The organism is Streptomyces sp. NPDC038280 (assembly GCF_055600045.1).
On sequence record NZ_JBVJYZ010000001.1, the window covers coordinates 161,736 to 180,323 of the forward strand.

The 18,588-nt window shown below is 73.5% G+C and carries 17 protein-coding genes; 6 read left to right on the forward strand and 11 right to left on the reverse strand.

Features of this window, described 5'->3' with window-relative positions:
• Positions 1-15 precede the first annotated feature (15 nt).
• Together ACZ7J0_RS00740 and ACZ7J0_RS00745 are read right to left on the reverse strand one after the other, a co-directional pair.
• Entirely contained in the window at positions 16-318 is a 303-nt protein-coding gene (locus tag ACZ7J0_RS00740) for a hypothetical protein (RefSeq protein ID WP_470882815.1), read from the reverse strand.
• A gap of 379 nt (positions 319-697) precedes the next feature.
• Positions 698-1,492: a LytR/AlgR family response regulator transcription factor gene (locus tag ACZ7J0_RS00745; RefSeq protein ID WP_470882816.1), complete on the reverse strand. Its 795-nt coding sequence runs from the start codon at positions 1,490-1,492 to the stop codon at positions 698-700.
• 91 nt (positions 1,493-1,583) lie between these two features.
• Between ACZ7J0_RS00745 and ACZ7J0_RS00750 the strand changes: the two genes are divergently transcribed.
• On the forward strand, positions 1,584-2,216 hold the full coding sequence (locus tag ACZ7J0_RS00750) for an anti-sigma factor (RefSeq protein ID WP_470882817.1): 633 nt from the start codon (positions 1,584-1,586) through the stop codon (positions 2,214-2,216).
• A gap of 467 nt (positions 2,217-2,683) precedes the next feature.
• Here the strand turns inward: ACZ7J0_RS00750 and ACZ7J0_RS00755 are convergent, their stop codons facing one another.
• The 4 genes from ACZ7J0_RS00755 to ACZ7J0_RS00770 form a co-directional block, all read right to left on the reverse strand.
• On the reverse strand, positions 2,684-3,556 hold the full coding sequence (locus ACZ7J0_RS00755; protein ID WP_470882818.1) for an Fpg/Nei family DNA glycosylase: 873 nt from the start codon (positions 3,554-3,556) through the stop codon (positions 2,684-2,686).
• A gap of 84 nt (positions 3,557-3,640) precedes the next feature.
• Positions 3,641-4,993 carry a wax ester/triacylglycerol synthase family O-acyltransferase gene (locus ACZ7J0_RS00760; protein ID WP_470882819.1) on the reverse strand — a complete coding sequence of 451 codons (1,353 nt, stop codon included), beginning with the start codon at positions 4,991-4,993 and terminating at the stop codon, positions 3,641-3,643.
• A gap of 203 nt (positions 4,994-5,196) precedes the next feature.
• On the reverse strand, positions 5,197-7,287 hold the full coding sequence (locus ACZ7J0_RS00765; RefSeq protein ID WP_470882820.1) for a SpoIIE family protein phosphatase: 2,091 nt from the start codon (positions 7,285-7,287) through the stop codon (positions 5,197-5,199).
• Positions 7,288-7,448: 161 nt separating this feature from the next.
• Positions 7,449-8,663, reverse strand: a complete 1,215-nt coding sequence (locus ACZ7J0_RS00770) for a DUF6777 domain-containing protein (RefSeq protein ID WP_470882821.1) — start codon at positions 8,661-8,663, stop codon at positions 7,449-7,451.
• A 165-nt stretch (positions 8,664-8,828) separates the two neighbouring features.
• Here ACZ7J0_RS00770 and ACZ7J0_RS00775 point away from each other — a divergent pair, with 165 nt between their 5' ends.
• The 3 genes from ACZ7J0_RS00775 to ACZ7J0_RS00785 all read left to right on the forward strand — a co-directional run bounded on the left by ACZ7J0_RS00775 (position 8,829) and on the right by ACZ7J0_RS00785 (position 11,450).
• Positions 8,829-9,461 carry a DUF1990 family protein gene (locus tag ACZ7J0_RS00775; RefSeq protein ID WP_470882822.1) on the forward strand — a complete coding sequence of 211 codons (633 nt, stop codon included), beginning with the start codon at positions 8,829-8,831 and terminating at the stop codon, positions 9,459-9,461.
• 39 nt (positions 9,462-9,500) lie between these two features.
• Complete coding sequence (locus tag ACZ7J0_RS00780; protein WP_470882823.1) at positions 9,501-10,940, forward strand: lipase maturation factor family protein; 1,440 nt, start codon at positions 9,501-9,503, stop codon at positions 10,938-10,940.
• 339 nt (positions 10,941-11,279) lie between these two features.
• Positions 11,280-11,450, forward strand: coding sequence for a hypothetical protein (locus ACZ7J0_RS00785; RefSeq protein WP_470882824.1), 171 nt, complete (start codon positions 11,280-11,282; stop codon positions 11,448-11,450).
• 91 nt (positions 11,451-11,541) lie between these two features.
• On the opposite strand, the gene ACZ7J0_RS00790 is transcribed toward ACZ7J0_RS00785, so the two are convergent.
• Complete coding sequence (locus tag ACZ7J0_RS00790; RefSeq protein WP_470882825.1) at positions 11,542-13,008, reverse strand: SDR family NAD(P)-dependent oxidoreductase; 1,467 nt, start codon at positions 13,006-13,008, stop codon at positions 11,542-11,544.
• A 129-nt stretch (positions 13,009-13,137) separates the two neighbouring features.
• The gene (locus tag ACZ7J0_RS00795) at positions 13,138-13,917 is read right to left on the reverse strand and encodes a (2Fe-2S)-binding protein (RefSeq protein ID WP_470882826.1); all 780 of its coding nucleotides are present in this window, start codon (positions 13,915-13,917) and stop codon (positions 13,138-13,140) included.
• Between the two features lie 136 nt (positions 13,918-14,053).
• On the opposite strand from ACZ7J0_RS00795, the gene ACZ7J0_RS00800 reads away from it, so the two are divergent.
• Together ACZ7J0_RS00800 and ACZ7J0_RS00805 are read left to right on the forward strand one after the other, a co-directional pair.
• On the forward strand, positions 14,054-14,743 hold the full coding sequence (locus tag ACZ7J0_RS00800; RefSeq protein WP_470882827.1) for a carbonic anhydrase: 690 nt from the start codon (positions 14,054-14,056) through the stop codon (positions 14,741-14,743).
• Between the two features lie 81 nt (positions 14,744-14,824).
• Entirely contained in the window at positions 14,825-15,814 is a 990-nt protein-coding gene (locus ACZ7J0_RS00805) for a DMT family transporter (RefSeq protein ID WP_470882828.1), read from the forward strand.
• Here ACZ7J0_RS00805 and ACZ7J0_RS00810 read toward each other — a convergent pair.
• The 3 genes from ACZ7J0_RS00810 to ACZ7J0_RS00820 form a co-directional block, all read right to left on the reverse strand.
• The gene (locus ACZ7J0_RS00810) at positions 15,695-16,972 is read right to left on the reverse strand and encodes a transglycosylase family protein (RefSeq protein ID WP_470882829.1); all 1,278 of its coding nucleotides are present in this window, start codon (positions 16,970-16,972) and stop codon (positions 15,695-15,697) included. The genes ACZ7J0_RS00805 and ACZ7J0_RS00810 overlap by 120 nt on opposite strands.
• A gap of 560 nt (positions 16,973-17,532) precedes the next feature.
• Positions 17,533-18,213, reverse strand: a complete 681-nt coding sequence (locus tag ACZ7J0_RS00815; RefSeq protein WP_470882830.1) for an aspartate/glutamate racemase family protein — start codon at positions 18,211-18,213, stop codon at positions 17,533-17,535.
• Positions 18,210-18,554, reverse strand: a complete 345-nt coding sequence (locus ACZ7J0_RS00820; RefSeq protein ID WP_470882831.1) for a GNAT family N-acetyltransferase — start codon at positions 18,552-18,554, stop codon at positions 18,210-18,212. The genes ACZ7J0_RS00815 and ACZ7J0_RS00820 overlap by 4 nt, the downstream gene beginning before the upstream one ends.
• Between the last annotated feature and the right edge of the window lie 34 nt (positions 18,555-18,588).

Below are 18,588 nucleotides of genomic sequence, written 5' to 3' on the forward strand. Positions count from 1 at the left end.
TCTACGCAGAAGCGATTACCGACGGTAGACGCTCTGGCCAGGCGTTCCTGTGGCGCCCAGCGCGATCTCCAGCTCGACGTACGACTCCTCCGCGCGCCGGAACGCCATCTCCAGGGCGGCCGCCGTGGCCGGTCCGACGAGCTCGTGCGCCGATTCCCTGATCTCGTACAGCACATCGGCCCAGCGGGCGGCGGCGCTTCTGACCCGGGCGAGCACGGCTTCCACGTCCGCGGCGCCGGTGGGCGGCAGCCCGGGCAGGGCGCGCAGCGAGCGCAGCTCGTCGAGGAGCGTGTCCAGCGGTGCGTCGGTCTCCGGCATCGGTCGGCGGCCCCCCTTTCACGATCAGGGTAGGCGGGGCGGCACGGCGGCCGGGCGAAAACCGGCCGTGGCTCGGCGTACGGCCCGCCCGGCACGGTGAGCGGCGGCCGCGGGGCGGCGAACGGTCGACGGGGCGGCGCGGGCGGCCGGTCCACCAGGGGCGCGGGGCGGACGCGGCGGCCGGGGCCCGGGGCGTGGGTCACCTCCGGGCGCGCGGCGGTCGCGGTCGGGGGGCCGGGGCGTGGGTCAGCTCCAGGCGCGCGGTCGCGGTCGGGGGGCCGGGGCGAGGGTCAGCTCCAGGCGCGCGGTCGCGGTCGGGGGGCCGGGGCGAGGGTCAGCTCCAGGCGCCGGGCGAGCGGTCGCGGTCGGGGGAGCCGGGTCAGCCGCGGGCGTGCCGCATCAGCAGCTCCCGCAGCTGGCGGGCGTGCCGGCGGCTGACGGCGAGCTCCGCCCGGCCCACCCGCACGGTCGTCGCCCCCGCGTCCAGGCGCAGTTCGTCGATGCGGCCGAGCGCGACGAGATGACTGCGGTGTATCCGTACGAAACCGCGTGCCGCCCACCGCTCCTCCAGCGTGGAGAGCGGGACGCGCACCAGATGGCTGCCGTCGTCGGTGTGCAGCCGGGCGTAGTCGCCCTGCGCCTCGACATAGGCGATGTCGTCGATCGGCACGAAACGGGTCACTCCGCCGAGTTCGACGGGGATCTGATCGGCGGTGGTGCTCGGCGGGACGGGCGCGACCGTCTCCGCCTGCGGCGCCTCGGGCGTACGGGTCTCGCGCGCCGTCATGACCACGTCCCGGGCGCGTCGGACGGCCTCGGCGAGGCGCTCCCGACGGACCGGCTTGAGGACGTAGTCGACGGCCTTCAGGTCGAACGCCTGCACGGCGAAGCCCTCGTGGGCGGTGACGAAGACGATCGCGGGCGGCTGGGCGAAGCCGGCGAGCAGCCGGGCCACGTCGAGGCCGGTGAGCCCGGCCATGTGGATGTCGAGGAAGACCACGTCGATGGCGTCCTCACCATCGGGCCCGGCGTCCAGCGCGCGGCCGATGCGGCGCAGCGCCCCGGTCGCGTCGGTGGCTCCCTCCGCGCTCCGGACGCGGGGGTCGGAGCGCAGGAGGTAGAGCAGTTCCCCGAGGGCCGGCTCTTCGTCGTCGACGGCCAGTACGCGCAGCATGGTGCGGAGTGTAGGCCGGGGCCCGCCGGTTGAGCACGGGGGTGGTTTCCGTACGTAAGGGAGGGCAGTACACCGGAAGCGAGGAAGGTCCATGAGTCTGCGGGAACGACACCGGGATGTGGCGGCCTACGCCCTGGGCGCCCTGGAACCGGCCGACGCGTTCCGCTGCGAGGAGCATGTGTCGGACTGCCCGCATTGCGCGCGGCGGCTCGCGGACTTCACCTGGGTCACGGCGTGCCTCGCCGAGCTGAGAGAACCGCCCGGACCGCACCGGCCACCGGGCACCGCGCCCCCTCCGGCCCCTCGCGCCCGGCGAGGGCCACGGCTTCGACTGCGGCTCGTCGCGGCGGCCGCCGTCGGGGCCGTGGCCCTCGCCGTGCCCGCCGCCTCGCTGGCCCTGCGCGACGACGCGCCGACCGCCGCCGTGATCTCGGCGACCGACCCGGCCACGGGTGTCTCCGCGGCCGCCGCCCTGCGCGACGAGCCCTGGGGGACCGCCGTCGAGCTACGGGTGTCGGGGGTGCGTGGTCCCCGTGTCTGCGAGCTGGTCGTGGTCGGCAGGGACGGCAGGCAACATCCGGTCCTCGGCTGGTCGGTGACAGCCGATGAGCGCTCGGCGCCACTGGTCGAGGGCGGCACGGCGCTACGGAGCGACGAGATCGACCGCCTGATGGTGCGCCCCCGGGGCGGCAGCCCACTCGTCATCCTCGCCCTCACCCGATAGCGGCGGCCGACCACTCGGGCCGTCTGCGGACAAGGCGGCCGGCCCGGTCGCCCCCTGGCGGCAGCCCGCTCGTTTCCCTCGGCCCCCGACGGCGGCGCGCCACAGGGCTCGGCCCGGGTTGGTCGGCTCCCGCCCCGCGACACGACGGCCGGCCACGAGGGTCGCGGCCGCTGGCGGCGGCCCGCTCGTACCCTCGTCCCCCAGCGGCGGCCGGCCCGGTTGACCGCCGTTGGCAAGGCACCCCGCTCGTCGCCCTCCGCCCCCGACGGCGGCGAGTCACAGAGGTCGGCCGTTGGCACGGTCGGCCCGGCCGGTCGGCTCCCGCCCCGCGACACGACGGCCGGCCACGAGGATCGGCCGTTGGCGGGGCCGCGACCCGCTCCTCGGGCTCGGCCCGGCGCGCGGCGTGCCGCGCCCCGCCCGGCTCCCGCGGCTCGCGTGGTCGGCCGGAACCCGCCCCGGCCCCGCTACTTCAGCAGCCGCGACAGTCTCCGGTCGGCGAGCGGCTTGCCGCCGGTCTGGCAGGTCGGGCAGTACTGCAGTGACGAATCGCTGAAGGACACCTCGCGGATGGTGTCGCCGCACACCGGGCACGCCTCACCGGTGCGCCCGTGCACCCGCAGGCCGCTCTTCTTCTCCGCCTTGAGGCGCCCGGCCGCGATCCCGTGCGAGCGCTCCACCGCGTCCCGCAACGTCGTGCGCAGCGCCTCGTACAGCATGGTGATCTCCTCCTCCGTGAGGTTCCCCACCGGCTTGAACGGCGACATCCGGGCCACGTGCAGGATCTCGTCGCTGTACGCGTTGCCGATGCCCGCGATCAGGCTCTGGTCGCGCAACGCGCCCTTGATCTGCCGTCGTTCCCCGCCCAGCAGCGCGGCGAAGGCGTCCCGGTCGAAGTCGGCGGCGAGCGGGTCGGGGCCGAGTCGGGCGACCCCCGGCACATCGGCGGGGTCGCGGACCAGATGGACGGCGAGGCGCTTGGTGGTGCCCGCCTCGGTGAGGTCGAAGCCGTCGCCGCCGGTCAACGCGGTACGCAGCGCCAACGGGCCCTTGCCGGGGCGGGGCACGCCGGAGGGCAGGACGTCCTTCCACTGGAGCCAGCCGGCCCGGGCGAGGTGGATCACCAGATGGAGCGCGCCGTCACCGGCGCCCGCGCTGATGGCGAGCCACTTGCCGTGGCGGGCGACGCCGGTGACGGTCTCTCCCTCGATCGCGGTGAGCGGCGGATCGTAGGTCTTGAGCACGCTGATCGCGACGGGCAGGACGCGGGCGATCTCCTTGCCCACCAGGTGTTCGTCGAGGAACTCTCTCAGCGCTTCGACTTCGGGCAGTTCGGGCATGTCTCCACCCTGCCGCACGGGCCCGACAGCCGCGCGTTCACCGGCCCTTCGAACCCCGGGCCCCTCCCCCGCCCGCCGCGTCGGTCAGTCCGGTGCGCCGACGGCGTCGATCAGGGTCACGAGTTCCTCGGCCAAGCCCTTCGCGAGCCGGTCCAGGTCGGGGACGGCCTCGCCGTCGGCGACCAGTCCGATGTGCACGTCGCCGCCGTACGGTGACATGGCGATGGCCAGGGACTGCCCCCGGGCGAGCGGCGCCATCGGGAAGAGGCCACTGAGCGGACGGCCGCCGAGCGAGAGCGCGGAGCGCGGCAGCGGCACATTGGTGACCAGGATGTCGAAGAGCATCCGGGCGGCGCCCCCGGCGAGCGAGGCGCCGAACCGGTGGGCGAGCGGAGGCAGCTGATCGGCCAGTACGGCGACCGCCCCCGCGCCGCGCAGCGGTCCGGCGGCCTTGTTGCGGTCCATGGCGGTGCGTACGGAGTCCAGCCGCTCCCGCGGGTCCGCCTCACCCACGGGCAGGTCGACCAGGTACGCGGAGAGCCGGTTGCCGGAGCCCGAGGGGCTGCCGGGCCGGCGTCGCGACACGGGGACGAGGGCGCGGGGGTCGGCCGACGGCAGCGGCCCGCCGCGCTCCTCCATCCAGCGGCGCAGCGCGCCGGTGACCGTCGCGAGCAGGACGTCGTTGGCGGTTCCTCCGGTGGTCCGGCGGATCCGCCGGACCGCGTCCAGGTCGAGGGTGGCCGTGGCGACCCTGCGGGTGCCGCTGGAGTGGGCGGCGAGGGCGGTGGCGTCGCCCGGATCGAGACGGCTGGCGCGCACCACCGAGGCACCCACACCCACGGCCCGGCCGATGTCCTCGAGGCGGTCGAGGGCGGCGCCGAGGAGCCGGTGAGGGCCGGGCAGCCAGGAGGAGGGCGGCACCGGCCGGGCCCGTCGGCGGGGCGAGGCGGTGCGGGCGGCGGCGATCTCGTCGAAGATCCCGGCGCCGATGGCGACGGCGCGCAGTCCGTCGGCGAGCGCGTGGTGCAGCTTGACCAGGACCGCGAAGGAGCCGTCGTCCGGGCCGGTCAGCAGGTACATCTCCCAGGGCGGCCGCCCCCGTTCGATGGGCCGCTCCATGAGCTCTCCGGCGAGCGTGGCCGTCTCGGCGGCGAAGTCCTCGCCGGGGAGCCGCAGTTCGCGGACGTGGCGGCGCACGTCGAAGTCCTTGTCGAGGGACCAGGCCGCGCCGCCGACGGGCAGCAGGACGTCGCGTACGCGCATCCGCAGCCGGGGAATGGCCGCGGCGCGGCCGGCGAGGAGCCCCAGAAGGTCGGCGGGGGCGCCCGCGGCCGGCGCCGGCCCGAAGTGGGCGAGCGCGCCGAGATGCATGGGGTGGTCGGCGGATTCGAGGTGCCAGAAGGCCAGATCAAGCGGGTCGAGGAGCTCGCTGCTCAAAGGATCCTCATGTTCTGGAGGGCTCGTCGGCGCTCCTGAGCAGGGGGCTTGGCGGCCCGCTGCGGAGCGCGGATGAGCTGTCGGACCAGCAGTCAATCGCTTGCGGTCGGTTACGGTCAAGTACGATCAGTTCACGCTGAGTTAACAGAGGTGCGGGGGCACGGGACGCCCGGCCGTCACTCCCGGCCGGGCACCATGAGCCGTCACTCCCGACTCGGCACCATGAACTCGCACCAGACGCACTTGCCGCTGCCTCGCGACTCCACTCCCCATACGTCGGTCAGCTGGTCGACCAGCAGCAGCCCCCGCCCCGAGACGCCCGACTCCCCCGCCTCACGACGGCGCGGCAGCGCGCTGGAGCGGTCCTCGACCTCCACCCGCAGCCGCCGCTCGGGCCCGTTCAGCATCCGGAGGGTCACGATGGCACCGCCGTCGGTGTGCAGTAGGGCGTTGGTGATCAGCTCGTCCGCGACCAGTTCGATCTCGTCGGCGCGTTCCTTGGCGCCCCATGCCCGTACGGCCGCCCGGATCATGTGCCGGGCGGACCTCAGCGCCTCGGGGTCGCTCTGCCCCACGTGCTGCTGGAGCCGCCCGCCCGCCTGCGGGAAGTACGCGCCCCGGCGGCGCAGCAGCAGGATGGCCACGTCGTCGTCCCCGCCCCGCTCGTCGACGACCTCGCACAGCTGGTCGGCGAGCTGCTGGAGGTCCCGGGGCCCTCGTCGCACCAGCGCGGCCAGCCACTGCATGCCGTCGTCGAGGTCCGAGCCGGGCGTCTCGACGAGCCCGTCGGTGTAGAGCAGCAGGGTCTGGCCCGGATCGACCTCCAGCGTGCTGACCGGATAGTCGAGCCGGCCGAACTCGGCGGAGAGGCCCAGCGGGAGTCCGCCCGGCACGGGCAGCCGGCGACAGCTGCCGTCGGTGTCCTGGAGGAGCGGTTCGACATGCCCCGCCCGCACCACCTGCGCCACCCCGGTCACGAGGTCGGCTTCCACATAGGTGCAGGTGGCGAAGCGGTCGGTGTCCAGCTCGTGGAGGAAGACGGAGGCGCGCGCCATCACCGTGGCCGGGGTGTGCCCCTCCGCCGCGTAGGCACGCAGCACGATCCGCAGCTGTCCCATGACGGCGGCGGCGTGGGTGTCGTGCCCCTGGACGTCTCCGATGACCGCGCCGACCCTCCCCCCGGGCAGCGGGATGACGTCGTACCAGTCACCACCGATGTCCCGGCCGAGCCGCGCCGAGCGGTAGCGGACGGCGATGTGCGCGCCGGGCACCTCGGGGATGCGGCGGGGCAGCATCGCCTGCTGGAGCCCCTCGGCGAGGTCGTGTTCCTGCTCGAAGAGCATCGCGCGCTGGAGGCTCTGGGCGATGCTGCTGGCGAGCGCCACCAGCACATTGCGCTCGTCGGCGGTGAATCCCGTCCGGTCGTTGTAGAGCAGCCCGAGCGCGCCGATGGGCCGGGCCTGCGCGATCAGCGGCAGATAGGCGGCGGCGGTGATTCCGAGCCCGCTGATGTGCGGCCACAGGGCGGGGTAGGACTCGGCGAAGTCGCGGGGCGATTCGATGAAGCGGGGGGCCAGGGTCCGCACGACCTCGCTCATCGGGTACGCCTCGTCCACCCGGGTGAAGCGAGTGCCGGGCACGAAGGCGTCGTCGGGCCCCTCGGCGATCAGGTGGATGCGGCCCGCCTCCAGGAGGCCCATGACGAGGCTGGTGGCGCCGAAGTACTCCAGGCCGTGCTGGTCATTGAGCAGATCGATGATGTCCTGGACGGTACGGGCGTGGGCGAGGGCGGCCGTGGTCGACTCCACGACGCTCGTGCGTCTGCGGCGCTCCTCGTCGAGACCGAGCCGGGCGGCCGAGTCGGCCAGCTCGTCGGTGGCGTCGCGGACGACGCCGAGGATGCGGCGCGGCCGGCCGGTCTCGTCGCGCCGGATGACGCCCTGGGTGTGGGTCCAGCGCACGCGTCCGTCGCGGCAGCGGACGCGGAAGTACGCGCCGTAGTGGGAGCTGCCGTCCTTGAGCGCCTGGGTGACCAGGGAGTCCAGCCGGGTGGCCTCGTCGGAGCTGACGCGGGGGGCGAGCGTGGTGGGGTTTCCGTCGTAGTCGGCGGGGTCCATGTCGAAGACACCGAGGGCGGACGGGTCCATCTCCATCAGACCGCTGTCGAGGTCCCAGTCGAACCTGCCCATGTGGAACTGGGGCCCGAACTCCGCGAGAAAGCGGCAGTTCATGCCCGCCGACGGCCCACAGTCGCAGGACTCGACAGCCTTGCCGCCCCCTGAACCCGCATCCATGGCCCCACGCTAGGCGGACCCCCGGGCGGGCGCATGCGGGCGACGCCAGGCGGGCCGCCACGCGACGGCCGCATGCGCCCGCCGCAACGCGACGGCGGACGAGGGGCCCGCCCCCGACCTCTCGTCGAGATCGAGGGGCGGGGCGGGCGCGCGGCCGGGTCTCAGCCCTCGAAGATCTCGGGCCGGTCGGGCGTGTGGGCCTGCTCGTACTCCGGCTCCGGTCCCGGCGGGAGCACGTCACCGGGCGGGAGCACATCACCGGGAGGCTGGTCCGGTTCGGTCGGGTGCTCCGGTTCGGTCGGCGGCAGCGGCGGGACGAGATCGCCGGTGTCGGGGGGCGTCCAGTCCGGGGCGGGACAGCCGGGCGGGACCAGCGGCGACGGGTCGTCCGGCACGGGGGAGGTGAAGTCCGTGCCCGGGCAGTCGGTACCAGCCGGCGGAGGGTCGGTCGTCGTCTCCTCCCGGCCGGGTGCATCGGGGGTTCCCGGCTCGGAGCGGGAGGTGTCGGGCGAGGTGGAACCGGGAGGGCGCGTGCCGTCGCCGGAAGCGTGGGAGTCGGGCGGTGCGGACGCGATCAGATGGCACTCGTCGGGATCGCACGGCGGATCCACGGCGGGCCTGGTGTCGGCCTCTCCGCCGGTGCCGGTCTTCCGTTCGATCCAGGTGCGATCGGAGGCGTTCACGATCACCAGACTGTTGATGATCATTTGGGTGGGGTTGATGGCGACGACCCGGGCGGGATCGTAACCGGGCCAGGGCTTGCCCCGGTGGATCGCGCCGTCGAAGGAGACGGGGTTGCGCAGCGGGTTTCCGCAGGCGCAGCGGACGCGCGGAGCGCCGTACTGGTCGACGAGGACGGCCGTTCCGGCCTGCAGGACGGACTGGAAGGCGATCGCGGAGCCGGACCGGTAGCCGTGATTGGTGACACGGGTGTCGACGCGCAGGACCACGGGGGTGAGGCCCCGCAGCCAGTTGGCGAGGTTGGCCTCGCTGATCCCGGCGGCTCGGGAGAAGGCGCGGGCCTTGACGACGTCGTCGGTGAGGAAGCGGACCTGACGCTCGATGTCACAGCTGGACTGGGTGCGGGTGCCGCCGTACAGGCCCGGCGTGGACCCGGTGACGGCGCGCGTCGCGGGGTTGTTCGACGACTGCGGCGCGGAGAGCGGCCGGGCGGGTGAGGTGGCGGTCGCGGAGGGAGCGACGGTTGAGGCGGTGAAGGGGTCGGATCCCTGGGCCGCGACCGGCTCGAGGAAGACCTCTTTCACTTCCGTCGCCGTCTCCTCCCGGTCGCCGCCGCCTCCGCCGCAGCCCGAGATCAAGGCCGCGGCGACAAGCGTGGCGAGGAGGCCATGGCGACGGCGTGTGGGTGAGCGCACCAGAATCTCCCGCCTTCCACCTTGAGTTGTTCCTCCCATCTCTGCCGGATTCCGCGCCACCCCGCAAACGGAGACGGGCCGGTCGGCCCCACACTTGAACGCGTTCAAGAAACCCTCTACGCTGGAGGCAGCGACTTGAACACGTTCAATCTGGAGGTGGTTCGCATGTCCGCACTGGTCGGACTGATGGTGACGCTCGGCAGGTCGGCAATCGTCCCGGCTGGGCGACGCCTGGCGAACGCCCCTGGGCTCTCGGCCATACGGAGGGCGACCGCGTCCACCACCCCGGTGAAGCGGGTGCTCAGCTACCCCCACGTGGGCGCCACCGCCCTCACTCCGCTGCCCGAGGGCTACCACCACCTCCACCACATGGCCCGGATCGGCCAGGGCCGGGCCGCCTTCGTGGCCGCGGGCGCCGCCGTCACCACCTGGCGGATGCACCGCCGGTCGGGCGCGCGGGTACGAGCGGCCGCCGTCCGCGCCGAACCCGGTGTCACCCTCGAGGTCTCTCTCGGCCTCGGCCCGGTGCGCGTGACCGCCCCCTGCGAGGTCATCTGGACGGCGTACGAGAAGGACCGCGCCGGATTCGCCTACGGCACCCTGACCGGTCACCCCGAGTCGGGCGAGGAGTCGTTCATCGTGGACATGCTGGAGGACGGCTCGGTCTGGTTCACGGTCACGGCCTTCAGTAGACCCGCGGCCTGGTACGCACGTATCGCGGGCCCTCTGGTGCCCGTGCTGCAGCGAGCGTACGCCCGCCATCTGGGCCGCACGCTGGCCCGGATCGCCGCGGGCTGAGAGGCGACGCGGGAGCCGCCGCGACCGATACTGGACGGGATGGAGTGGTTCACCGCACCCGAGTACTGGCTGAGCAGGATCGTGTTCCAGCGCGCTCTCGCCGGCCTCTACCTGGTCGCTTTCCTGAGCGCCGCCCTCCAGTTCCGGGCGCTGATCGGCGAGCGCGGCATGCTTCCGGTGCCGGAGTATCTGCGCCTCGTCCCCGCACGCCGGGCGCCGACGCTCTTCCGCCTGCGCTACTCGGACCGGCTCTTCGCGCTCTGCGCCTGGACCGGCGTGGTGGTGTCCCTCGCGCTCGTCGCCGGCGCGGGCGACGAGGTGCCGCTCGCGGTCGCGATGCTGCTGTGGGCCGTGCTGTGGGTGCTGTACTTGTCGATCGTCAACGTGGGGCAGACCTGGTACGGCTTCGGCTGGGAGTCGCTGCTCCTGGAGACGGGCTTCCTCGCGGTCTTCCTCGGCAATGAACGCACCGCTCCCCCGGTCCTGGTGATGTGGCTGCTGCGCTGGCTGCTGTTCCGGGTGGAGTTCGGCGCGGGGCTGATCAAGATCCGCGGGGACCAGTGCTGGCGGAATCTCACCTGCCTGTACTTCCACCACGAGACCCAGCCGATGCCGGGACCGCTGAGCTGGTTCTTCCATCGCCTGCCGCGCCCTCTGCACCGGGTGGAGGCGGGGGCCAACCACGTGGTCCAGCTCCTCGTCCCGGTCCTGCTGTTCACTCCGCAGCCGGTCGCGAGCGCGGCGGCCGGGGTGATCGTGGTGACCCAGCTGTGGCTGGTGCTCTCGGGCAACTTCTCCTGGCTGAACTGGCTGACCATCGTGCTGGCCCTCTCCGCCGTCGACGGCTCGCGTCTCGTCGCCGCCCCCGCGCTGCCCGGCCCCCCTCTCTGGTACGTGGTCCTGGTCACCGCCCTGACCGCGCTGGTCCTGGTCCTGAGCTACCGCCCCGCCCGCAATCTGCTCTCCCGGCGGCAGGCGATGAACCGCTCCTTCGACCCCCTCCACCTCGTCAACACCTACGGAGCCTTCGGCACGGTCGGCCGGATCCGCGACGAGATCGTCATCGAGGGCACGGACGACCCGGTGTACGACGCGCAGACGGTGTGGCGGGAGTACGAGTTCAAGGGAAAACCCGGCGATGTGCGGCGCCTGCCGCGCCAGTTCGCCCCGTATCACCTGCGGCTCGACTGGATGATGTGGTTCGCGGCGCTCTCCCCGGTCTACGCGCGCGACTGGTTCGGGCCGTTCGTCGAACGTCTGCTGGACGGCGACCGGGACACCCTGCGGCTGCTGCGCCACAACCCCTTCCCCGACGGCCCGCCGGCGATGGTCCGCGCCCGGCTGTACCGCTACCGGTTCACGACCTGGAGCGAACGGCGCGCCACCGGCGCCTGGTGGCACCGGACCCATCTGCGCGAGTACATGCCGGCGACCCGGCTCAGCGCCCGGGCCGAGGACACCGCTCCCGAGCGGACCTGAGGGCCGCGCGGGCGGCGGCGCCCACGGTGGCGCCCGGGGCCGGAGTGACCCTTGATGTCACCGAAAGGCGGTATTCGTTCACAGGCCGCACACTGTCGAACAGGATCCCCCTTACAGGCGGATCCGTGTCCGGAATGCACCCCAGAAATGGGCCCCATCGAGCGGGACGGCGCTCATTTGGTTACTCTGGGGCGTACGGTCGGCCAACAGGGATCCACAAACGCCCCTGAGCCGACCTGGGGACAGACCTCCAACCAGGTCGCGGTCCCGCCCGAAGACCGGCGCCACCGCGACCGAACGGTCCCTTCCCCATTGGTACGCGACACGAAGGAGTGCGCGGTGACACCAGAACTGACGAAGCAGGAACAGCGCCCGGCGGAACGCCTGGAGCGGACGAAGGCATCCGGTGAGTTGGGAAGCCTCGAGGTGTGGGCCAGATCCGCACCCATCCGGCTGGCCGGCTACGAGGACGACCTCGCGGAGCCGCACATCCTGCCAGGAATCGACTGAGTCGCACGCTTCGCACCTGTGCCCCGGCCGGAAGGCCGGGGCACAGGTGTGTTCGCGCGGAGCCGTCGGCCCCTGCCGGGGCCGGGCCGGCCTACCAGTTCGCGGGCGCGTAGTCCTTGAGGAAGCAGCCGTAGAGGTCCTCGCCGGATTCGCCGCGCACGATCGGGTCGTACACGCGCGCCGCGCCGTCGATCAGGTCGAGCGGGGCGTGGAAGCCCTCCTCGGCGAGCCGCATCTTGTCCGGGTGCGGGCGCTCATCGGTGATCCAGCCGGTGTCGACGGCGGTCATCAGAATGCCGTCGGACTCGAACATCTCCTGCGCGCTGGTGCGCGTGAGCATGTTGAGGGCGGCCTTCGCCATGTTGGTGTGCGGGTGGCCGGCGCCCTTGTAGCCGCGGCTGAAGACGCCCTCCATCGCGGAGACGTTGACCACATAGGTGCGCTTGGCACCCGAGGCGGCCATGGCCGGGCGCAGGCGGCTGATCAGGATGAACGGCGCGGTGGAGTTGCACAGCTGCACTTCGAGCAGCTCCACCGGGTCCACCTCGGACACGGTCTGGATCCAGCTGTTCGTGTCGTGCAGGTCGGGGACCAGACCGCCCGCGTCGATCGCGGTGCCGGCCGCGATGCGCTCAAGAGAGGCGGAGCCGGTGACGAGCGCCAGCTCGGTCACGTCCTGTGCGGTGAGGCCGTCGCCACGGCGGGCGGAGGGCAGCGCCGCCACGGCGTCCACGGTGCCGCTGCCGAACGTGCCGATGATCTGCGCGGGCGGCAGCTCCCCGGCGGGCAGCGGCGCGGACTCGGCGGCGACCAGTTCGCTGTAGGCCTGCGGGGAACGCCGTACGGTCTGGGCGGCGTTGTTGATCAGGATGTCGAGGGGGCCCTCGGCGGCGACCGAGTCGGCGAGGGCGACGACCTGCGCGGGGTCGCGGAGGTCGATACCGACGATCTTGAGCCGGTGGATCCACTCGTCGCTGTCCGGCATCGCCTTGAAGCGGCGGATCGCGTCGTTGGGGAAGCGGGTGGTGATCGTGGTGTGGGCGCCGTCGCGCAGCAGCCGCAGCGCGATGTACATGCCGATCTTGGCGCGGCCGCCGGTGAGCAGGGCGCGCTTGCCGGTGAGGTCGGTACGGGCGTCGCGGCGGGCGCGGTTCTCGGCCGCGCAGTCCTGGCAGAGCTGGTGGTAGAAGGCGTCGACCTCGACGTACCGGGTCTTGCAGATGTAGCAGGACCGGGGGCGCTGGAGTATGCCCGCGATCTCACCGAGGACGGAGGAGGACGGCAGGAACCCTTGCGTCTCGTCGTCGATGCGCTCGGCGGAGCCGGTCGCGGTGGCCTCGGTGACCGCCTTGTCGTGGGCGGTCTTGGCGGCCCGGCGCTCCTGGCGGCGGCGCTGCTTCACGGTCCGGTAGATGCCGGCGGTGGCGCGGCGGACGGCGATCGCGTCGGGGTGGTCCACGTCGAGCTTGTCGAGTTCGTCGAGGACGCTCAGGCAGACGGCCAGGCGCTCGGGGTCGATGCCCGGCCCGTACACCTGGGTCTCTTCTGTCACCGTCATGGCTGTCGCGTTCCTCGATCACTCGTACGTGCGCACATCACACACTTCAAAAGCGGAACTTTACGTGAGCGGGGGCCCTGGACGCCAAACGGAAAAGGGAGCGGGGTTCCGGCGGGCCCGTCGGCCCGCTCAGGCGCCTGTGCGGTGCGGCGGCCGGTCGAAGACGCAGTCGCCGCAGAGGCCGCCGCCCGGACTGCGGTAGAAGAGGCAGCAGGTCGTGCGCCGGAGGGCGGGGCCCTGGACCGTACCGGCCAGATCGGGGTGGGCGAACAGCTCGGTGGCGAGCGACGCGGCCCGCTCGGCGACCTCCGGGCGGTGCCGCGCGCGGGACCAGCGCGTCAGCTCCCGTACGGATCCGGCGAGGGCGGAGCCCGCGTTGCCCCAGAGCAGCCGGGGCGAGATCCGGTCGTCGCGCCGCAGGGCCTCCCCGAGCGGGACGAGATGGCCGTACTGGACCACGGCGCGGATCTCCTCGGCGGTCCCGGGCCTGCTCGCCCGGCCCGACCACCACAGGTCGTCCGGAGAGGTGAGCCGCCCGTCCCAGTGGAGGGTGTCCGGCTCGATGTCGGGAACGACACCGTGGAGCACCGCGGAGCCCAGAGCGACCGACCAGAGCCGCGCGGCGAGCCCGAGGTGCGCGAGCGAGGCCCCGACGCGACGCTCGGGGACGCCCAGCCGGTCGACGACGGTATCGACACGGGCGGCCAGGGGGCCGGACGGGCCGCCGGGCGCGACCTGCGACGCGGTGCCGGGCGGGGGGCCCGGCGGGGCGCCTGGTACGCCCGGAGGGCGAGCGCCGGGCGCGTAGACCTCCGACAGCGGGACGTGTGCGTCGGCCTCCGGAGGGGTCGTGCGCAGGGCGAAGAAGCCGCCGACGGAGGCCGTTTCCGCGAGATCCTCCTCGTGCACTTGTTCTCCTCCTCCGCAAGCCGGACACGCGTCCGATAACGATCCGGTAAAGGCCGGGCCAAAGCCTCACGTCCGGACACCGGCGGCCCGTGACGCTGACGGCGTGAATCATCGCAGCCGACGTTCCGTCCTGACCATGACCGCCACCGCCGCACTCGCCGCCACCGTGCCCGCCGCACGGGCGGCGGCCCCGGCGCCCACGACACCCCCGGCCACGCCGTCCGGCGTCCCGGGGGCCGATCCCGCCCGCGCGCTCGCCGCGTTACGGGCGGGCAACGCCCGCTTCGCCGCCCTGCGCCAGCGCCATCCGCACGAGGACGCCCACCGGCGCCGCGAGGTGGCGACGGCGCAGCACCCCTTCGCGATCGTCATGGGGTGCGTCGACTCGCGCGTCCCGCCGGAGCTCGTCTTCGACCAGGGGCTCGGCGATCTGCTCGTCATCCGCTCCGCGGGACAGGCCCTGGACGAAGCGGTCCTGGGCAGCATCCAGTTCGGCGTGGAGGAGCTCGCCGTACGGCTCGTCGTCGTCCTCGGCCACGAACGCTGCGGCGCCGCGGCCGCCGCCGTGGAGTACGTGCGCACCGGCATACCCGCCGAAGGCCATCTGGCGCGGGTGGTGGAGGAGGTGGCCCCGGCCGCCCGGGAGACCCGGGACCTGCCCGGCGACTGGGTGGAGAACACCGTGCGAGCCAATGTGGCCCGGATACAGCGGCGACTGGAATCCGATCACGCGTTCGACGACGCCGTCGTGGTCGGCGCCCGGTTCGACCTCGACACCGGCCGGGTCGCCTTCGGCCCCGCGCCACACCCCCACCCCCGGACGTAGTCCCGTACTCCTACGGCAGTACGACCGATTGCGTGCTCAGGGACGACGACGTCCAGGCGCGTCACGCGTCACAGTTGACCCATGAGCCCCCTCGCGCTGTCCGTGCTTCTCGCCCTGGTCTCCGCGGTCGCCTACGCGGCCGGGGCGATCGTCCAGGAGCGCGTCGCGGCCACCGCGGGCAGTAGGGCGTACGCGCCCTTGCGCAACGGCTTCTGGTGGGTGTCGGTCCTGCTCAACGGAGTGGGAGCGGCCCTGCACGTGGCGGCGCTCGCCTACGGGCCGCTCAGCGTCGTCCAGCCGCTCGGCGCCCTGACGATCGTGTTCGCGCTGCCGATGGCCGCGCTCTTCGTCGGGCGCCGGGCGGGCGCCCCCGCCTGGCGCGGCGCGATCATGGCGACCGTGGGCCTGGCCGGGATGCTGACCCTGACCGGCCCCTCCCACTCGCGCACGCTCGACGGCGACGAGCGGCTGGTACTGGCCGTCTCGGCCTTCGCGGCGGTGGGCCTGCTCTTCCTGGCCGCGCTGCGCACGCGCCGCCCGGTGGTGCGCAGCGTGATCCTGGCCGGCGCGGCGGGCGTGGCGTTCGGCAACGCCTCGGTGTTCACCAAGATCGTCGCGGTGGACTGGACGGCGCGCGCCCCCCTGGGGCAGTGGCCGAGCATGCTGGTGACGGCCGGCTTCGCCGTCTCGGGACTGCTGCTCTCCCAGGCGTCCTACCGGGGCGCCGGACTCGCCGCCCCGCTCGCCACCGTCACCGTCGTGAACCCGGTGGTGGCCGCGGCGATCGGCCTGACCCTGTTCGGCGAGGAATTCCGCTACGGGTCGGGCGGCAGCGTCATCGCGCTGAGCTTCGGGGTGGTCGCGGCGAGCGGGCTGGTCCTGCTCACGACGGAGCGGCTCTCCGCCCCCCGCGACGCACCCGCCAGGACACCCTTCGGCGACCGGGCCGGCTCAGAGCGAGACGCCCCCCGACCGGAGATAGGCGACGGGGTCGATGTCGGACCCGTATCCGGGACCCGTCCGCACCTCGAAATGGAGATGCGGTCCGGTGCTGTTGCCGGTGGAGCCTGAACGGCCTATCCGCTGCCCGCTGTTGACCGTCTGCCCCGCACGGACGTTCAGCGCGGAGAGATGCGCGTACTGGCTGTACTTGCCGTCGTCGTGCCGGATGACGATCTGGTAGCCGTACGCTCCGCCCCAGCCGGCGGAGACCACCCGGCCCGGGGCGACGGCCTTGACCGACGTGCCGGTGGGGACGGGGAAGTCGACCCCGGTGTGATAGCCGCTGGACCAGGAGGAACCGCTCTTGTGGTAGGGCGTTCCGGTGCGCGCGTCCACGGGGGCGCTGAAGCCGGTCCGGTGTGTCTCCCGGGGTTTCTGTGGCGCCGGTTTGGTGACCGGCTTGGCGACGGGACGGGTCTGCGTGACCGGCTTCGTCACGGGCTTGGTGCTCGTGGGCGGCTTCGTGGTCGTCTTCGGCTTCGGCGACGGCCCGGGCCTGGTCCCGGGGGGCGTGGTGCCCGTTCCGGGCGCGGGCGGGCGGGGCGCCGCGATCCTCAGCGTCAGCTTCTGGCCGGGGTGAATCAGATCGGGGTCGCTGCCGACGACGGTCCGGTTCGCCTCGTACAGCGGCTGCCAACCGCCCTTGACCCGCTTCCTCTCGGCGATGGCGGAGAGCGAGTCACCGGGCGCCACGGTGTAGCTCTGCCGGACGGTCGGCACGGTGGTCGGCGTCGCCGGCGGCGGGGTCGTGGCGGGTCTCTTGGGCTGCGAGGAGCTGCCCGAGCGCGTCTGGCGCGGCACCGACGTGGTCCCCCGGCGCTTCTCGGGCGCGATCTCGGGGGCGCTCCCGCCGCGGGTCAGGCCGGCGCGCGTCGAACAGACCGGCCAGGCACGCGGGCCCTGCCCCTTGAGGACCTTCTCGGCTATCGCGATCTGCTGGTCCTTGGAGGCGAGATCGGCACGGGGCGCGTAGTGGGTACCGCCGTACTGCTCCCAGGTGGACTGGCTGAACTGGAGTCCGCCGTAGTACCCGTTGCCGGTGTTGATCTTCCAGTTGTTGGTGGACTCGCAGGCCGCGACCTTCTCCCAGACGTCCACGGACGCGGCGTGGGCGGTGCCCGCGCCGATCAGGGGAAGCGCCATACCCGCGCCACCCGCGGTGAGGGTGAGCGACGCCCGGTTGATGCGGCTCGGCTGGTACCGGCGGTGTCGTCCGCGTAAGGCCATTGGGACCCCCCTATTACGCCTCGGCAGCCGCCAAACCTAGGCGCTCGGAACGGGCCATGACAAGGGGGCGGACGGAGCGTCAGGCTCCGTCCGTCTGTACTTCCTTGGGCCCAGGAGGCCCTCCGCCGGCTGCCTCCGCGCCGGTCGCCGCCGGGGCGTCGCGACCGTTACGGCTCGGGTGCGGGCGACGGAGTGGGGGTGGGTTCGGGTTCGGGGACGGGGGTCGGCTCCGGCGGCTGCGGAATCGGGTCGGGCGTCGGTACCGGCGGCGGGGTGGGCGTCGGCACGGGCCCTGGCGTCGGCGGACCCGGTTTCGGCGGCGGAGTGGGGGCGGGCCCCGGGGGCGCGGGGGTCGGCGGCCCGGGGGTGGGCGGGGGCGGCACCGGTCCCGGCGTGGGGCCGGGGGGAACCGGTCCCGGAGGCGGGACGGGCGACGGGGGCATGGGATTGGGGTCGGGCTGGGTCATGAGAGGCCCCTCAGATTGGTCGGCCACGTCTCTCGGCAGGCCGTGCGTCTCCAGGTTCTCCCGTTGCGGCTTCCCCGGCGCGCCGGGTTCCACTCATCGGCGTACGGCTTCGGCCCCCGCCGCGAGACCGAGGCGCGGGCTGGACAGCACGGGGATCGTGGTCCGCGCCCGGCCGGCCGCGTCCGCCATCGAGGCCTGCGCCAGGACGACGACATCGGCCTCACCCAGCGGCACGGAGTCGACGGCGGCGGCCACGGCGTCCAGGTAACCGTCCCGGTCACCGGCCTCGAACAGCGTCCAGGCACCCTCGACCAGCAGGGTGCTGATGCGCGGAGTGCGGAGCCGCGCGGGGCTGGTCCCCCTCATGCGGTCCCCCGGCGCGCGCCGGCCCGCCTCTTCCTGGATCAGGGCCACCGTGGGCCCGAAGGTGCTCTCCACCGAGGCGACCACCACGACCCGCCCCGCTCGGGCGGCCCGCTCGGCCATCGGCCGGTCCACCCGCAGCACGGGCACACCGAGCCCGCGCGAGGCGGCCTCCGCCACCCCGCCGATCGTGGAGCAGGTGCACAGCACCGCCGAGGCCCCTTCCGCCACGACGCCCGCGAGGGCCGCCGCGACCTGGTCCTCGACGGCGCCCGGGCCCCTCTCCCGGGCCCGTACGAGCAGTCCCTCGGCGACGACGTGCCGCAGGACGAGTCCGGGATGCTCCCGGTCGCGCAGCGCGTCGAAGACCGGCACGTGCACCGGTGAGGTGTGCAGCAGCGCGAGCGTCACCAGAGCTCCGGCGTCGCCTTCAGCTCACTCTTGGCGGCTTGGACCACGTCCTCGGCCGGCCACGGAGCCTCGTCGGGATGGCGCTCGGCCCAGGCCGCGGCGTACGGGCAGAGGGGCACGACGGGGACGCCCTCGCGGGCGGCGATCCGGTAGAACTCCCTGACCAGGGACCCGGCGATGCCCTTGCCCTCGTTGCCCTCCTCGACCACCGTGTGGACGGCGACCAGCGCGTGCGGCTCGGCGCCGAGCACGAAGTAGACGACGCCGCCCACATAGGTGTCGTTCGCGTACGCCTCCAGCCGCCCCTTCGCCCGGTCGTCGCGGATGTCGAGATCTGTCATACCGTCCCCCTCATGCCTCGCGGCCCTGCCGGGC

What these genes read in the sequence shown, in the direction of transcription:
- ACZ7J0_RS00790 (WP_470882825.1), bottom strand. Translation starts at nt 13,008, where the DNA reads ATGACGGTGACAGAAGAGACCCAGGTGTACGGGCCGGGCATCGACCCC.
- ACZ7J0_RS00745 (WP_470882816.1), bottom strand. Translation starts at nt 1,492, where the DNA reads ATGCTGCGCGTACTGGCCGTCGACGACGAAGAGCCGGCCCTCGGGGAA.
- ACZ7J0_RS00765 (WP_470882820.1), bottom strand. Translation starts at nt 7,287, where the DNA reads ATGGATGCGGGTTCAGGGGGCGGCAAGGCTGTCGAGTCCTGCGACTGT.
- ACZ7J0_RS00755 (WP_470882818.1), bottom strand. Translation starts at nt 3,556, where the DNA reads ATGCCCGAACTGCCCGAAGTCGAAGCGCTGAGAGAGTTCCTCGACGAA.
- ACZ7J0_RS00775 (WP_470882822.1), top strand. Translation starts at nt 8,829, where the DNA reads ATGTCCGCACTGGTCGGACTGATGGTGACGCTCGGCAGGTCGGCAATC.
- ACZ7J0_RS00750 (WP_470882817.1), top strand. Translation starts at nt 1,584, where the DNA reads ATGAGTCTGCGGGAACGACACCGGGATGTGGCGGCCTACGCCCTGGGC.
- ACZ7J0_RS00780 (WP_470882823.1), top strand. Translation starts at nt 9,501, where the DNA reads ATGGAGTGGTTCACCGCACCCGAGTACTGGCTGAGCAGGATCGTGTTC.
- ACZ7J0_RS00810 (WP_470882829.1), bottom strand. Translation starts at nt 16,972, where the DNA reads ATGGCCTTACGCGGACGACACCGCCGGTACCAGCCGAGCCGCATCAAC.
- ACZ7J0_RS00740 (WP_470882815.1), bottom strand. Translation starts at nt 318, where the DNA reads ATGCCGGAGACCGACGCACCGCTGGACACGCTCCTCGACGAGCTGCGC.
- ACZ7J0_RS00820 (WP_470882831.1), bottom strand. Translation starts at nt 18,554, where the DNA reads ATGACAGATCTCGACATCCGCGACGACCGGGCGAAGGGGCGGCTGGAG.
- ACZ7J0_RS00805 (WP_470882828.1), top strand. Translation starts at nt 14,825, where the DNA reads ATGAGCCCCCTCGCGCTGTCCGTGCTTCTCGCCCTGGTCTCCGCGGTC.
- ACZ7J0_RS00800 (WP_470882827.1), top strand. Translation starts at nt 14,054, where the DNA reads ATGACCGCCACCGCCGCACTCGCCGCCACCGTGCCCGCCGCACGGGCG.